The organism is Acidovorax sp. HMWF018 (assembly GCF_003061035.1).
Taxonomy (GTDB): domain Bacteria; phylum Pseudomonadota; class Gammaproteobacteria; order Burkholderiales; family Burkholderiaceae_C; genus Acidovorax; species Acidovorax delafieldii.
Map to the genome: position 1 here is coordinate 1 of NZ_QAIM01000050.1, position 2,767 is coordinate 2,767.

Annotated in this window: 4 protein-coding genes; 3 read left to right on the forward strand and 1 reads right to left on the reverse strand. The window is 67.4% G+C overall.

Going from position 1 to position 2,767, the window contains the following annotated elements; all coding sequences use genetic code 11:
* The first annotated feature begins 1 nt into the window (after nt 1).
* The 3 genes from DBR23_RS01765 (at nt 2) to DBR23_RS01780 (ending at nt 2,464) form a co-directional block, all read left to right on the forward strand.
* Nucleotides 2-478 carry a hypothetical protein gene (locus tag DBR23_RS01765; protein WP_108497108.1) on the forward strand — a complete coding sequence of 159 codons (477 nt, stop codon included), beginning with the start codon at nt 2-4 and terminating at the stop codon, nt 476-478.
* The gene (locus tag DBR23_RS01770) at nt 475-1,701 is read left to right on the forward strand and encodes a phospholipase A (RefSeq protein ID WP_108497109.1); all 1,227 of its coding nucleotides are present in this window, start codon (nt 475-477) and stop codon (nt 1,699-1,701) included. Before DBR23_RS01765 ends, DBR23_RS01770 begins: the two co-directional genes overlap by 4 nt.
* A 376-nt stretch (nt 1,702-2,077) precedes the next feature.
* The gene (locus DBR23_RS01780) at nt 2,078-2,464 is read left to right on the forward strand and encodes a hypothetical protein (RefSeq protein WP_056065534.1); all 387 of its coding nucleotides are present in this window, start codon (nt 2,078-2,080) and stop codon (nt 2,462-2,464) included.
* Nucleotides 2,465-2,560: 96 nt separating this feature from the next.
* Here DBR23_RS01780 and DBR23_RS01785 read toward each other — a convergent pair.
* The coding region (locus DBR23_RS01785) for a universal stress protein (protein ID WP_146191193.1) at nt 2,561-2,767 on the reverse strand (207 nt) is incomplete at its 5' end.

Genomic DNA, 2,767 nt, shown 5'->3' on the forward strand with positions numbered 1-2,767 from the left:
CCTGCCCCGTGGCCGCAGCGCCTGGGGCATTGCTGCGCTTTTGATAGCTATCAGCGCTTGTCCTACAGGCGCCATCAGCCAAAAAGCACCACAATCCACGGCGGCATGCCCAGCGGCGGCAGAGATGGACCACCAACACCTGCAGGGCCAGTGGCGCGCCGAGCTGCAGGCCCCTGCGCCGGGAGACAAGCCCACCACGGCCACGCTGCAACTGGGCCCGCACCCCGAGCTGGCACAGAGCGTGCGTGGCACCGTGGCGCGCAGCGGCACCACGGCCCAGGTCAGTGGTGACGTCGACGGCGGCGACCTGACCCTGGAAGAATCGATCAACGGCACCAACATCAGCGCCACCTGGACAGGCCAGGTGGTCGATGGAAGTTGCGGCAAGGAAATACGCGGAACATGGAACAACGCCCACCCCACCCCCACCACGCCGTCAGCACCGTTTGTGCTGCGCAAACAGGCGGCCTGGCAATGAGCGCCGTTGCGCGGGGCATCCCCGCGTCCCGTCTGCACCGCCCGCTGGCCTTGCTGCTCGCAGCCCTGGCCCCGGCCGGCGCGGCCTTTGCGCAATCAGCACCTGCCGCATCCGCCGGGACCGACGCGGCCCTGCGCCGCTGCACCGCCCTGTCCAGCGACAACCAGGCGCGCCTGGCCTGCTTTGACGCCTGGGCGGCCGAACAGGCCCAGGCCGCTCCTGCAGGAGCGCAGTCCTGGCAAGCCCCTGCTGCTTCGGCGTCGGCCAGTGCCAGCGGCGCAAGCTCTTCGTCGGCCGTGCCCCCGCCGGTGGACGCCACGCTGCCTGCCACCCGCATCATCGACGTGGCGCGCACCGAAGGCTGCCGCGACCCGCAGTACAGCGATCTCTCGCGCTTCTGGGAGCTGGAAACGGGCACCGACTGCGGCACGTTCAGCTTCCGCGGCTACCGCCCGATCACGGTGTCGGTGGTGGCGTCGAGCAGCGTGAACCGCCAGCCCGCGTCGGATGCCGACGGCAACTCGGCCACCGACTCGACCCCGTACCGCCGCACCGAAAACCGCATCCAGCTGTCCGTGCGTACCAAGATTGCGCAGGGCCTGCTGACCCAGGGCCACCCCACGCTCAAGGACTCGCTGTGGTTTGGCTACACGCAGCAGTCGTACTGGCAACTGTTCACCCCCGAGATCTCGCGCCCCTTCCGCGCCACCGACCACGAGCCCGAGCTGATGTACGTGTACCCCACCACGGCACAACTGCCGTTTGGCTGGAAGTGGCGCTACAGCGGCATCGGCCTGGTGCACCAGTCCAACGGCCAGAGCAAGCCGCTGTCGCGCAGCTGGAACCGCGCCTACCTGATGACCGGCATCGAACTGGACAACCGCTTCAGCGTGAACGCCCGCATCTGGAAGCGCATCCCCGAAAGCGCGGGAAGCGACGACAACCCGGGCATCAGCGACTACATCGGCCGGGGCGAGTTGTCGCTGCTGTGGAACGTGAACAAGGACAACACCCTGGGCGCCACGGTGCGCCACACGCTGGCCAGCAGTGACCGGGGCTCGGTGCGTGTGGAATGGCTGCAGGCCCTGGGCACCGGCCTGTTCGGCAGCAAGAGCAACCTGCGCCTGCACACGTCGCTGTTCAGCGGCTACGGCGACAGCATGATCGACTACAACCGCAAGCGCACTGTGTTCAGTGTGGGGTTGAGTCTGGTGGATTTCTAGCAGAGACACCCCCCTGAGGCGCTGCGCGCCTTCCCCCCGCTCTCACATCGCTACGCGATGTGGGCAAGGGGACGCAGCCCTCGCTGCGGGGCGGCCCTGGCTTGGCTGCCCGCGCCTGGGGCCGCGCCAGTTGCATACGCCTTGGACGAAGCACCAGCCAGCAGTAGCCCAAGGCGGGGCGAAGGTCCTCACAACTCGTTACGACATCGTCCTCAAGTTTCTCCGGATGACGCCGACGCGCGGCCACAATGGCACGCGCACAGAAACCGGCGTGGCCCCCTGTGAGAGGCGCTCAATAAGAGCCCCTTTCCCACCGTTTTACCTGCCATTGCCTGCCGCGTGCCCCTCGACAATGCCGACAAAGAGGAACACACCCATGGACATGCAATACCAGCTCAAGGCAGGCAGCTATTACCTGTATGACATGCGCGAGGCGCCCAGCGCCGTCACGGGTGAACGCCGCTTCAAGCTCAAGACCGACACGGTGGCCATTGCGTTCGATGTGCACACGGGCGAGGTGCACCAGCACGGCAGCCCCACGCGCATCCAGTCCTGGGCCAACAACACGCGCCGCCGCCTGCGCGCTGCCGGTGCACAGGACGTGGCCAACGACATCGTGGTGGTGTCAGGCCCGCTGCCCGTGGACGAGCTCAACAAATGCCTGTGGGTGCGCGGCTATGTGCGCCGCATGTTCTCGCGCCTGGCCACCCTGCCCCATGGCAAGCTGCAGCGGCCCTCGGAACCGTTTCGCAAGGCGGCCTGATCCGGGCAACCTCTCCCACACATTCCGATCAGGGCCGCGCACAGCGGCCCTTTTCCTTTGTCCTGTTTTTTTCTATCAGGGCGGGCGCCAAAGGGGTCAGGCTTCGGCGTCCTCGACCGCGTCGCTGTCCACCCCCTCCAGCACCTCGGCATGCTTGACGATGGTCACCGGCACCGGACTGGCATGGGCCACCTCCTGCGACACCGACCCGAGCAGCGCGCTGGTGATGGCGCCCTGCCCCTTGGCACCGATGATGACCATGTCGCAGCCCGAGCGCTCGATCATGTCCACCAGCGTGTGCGC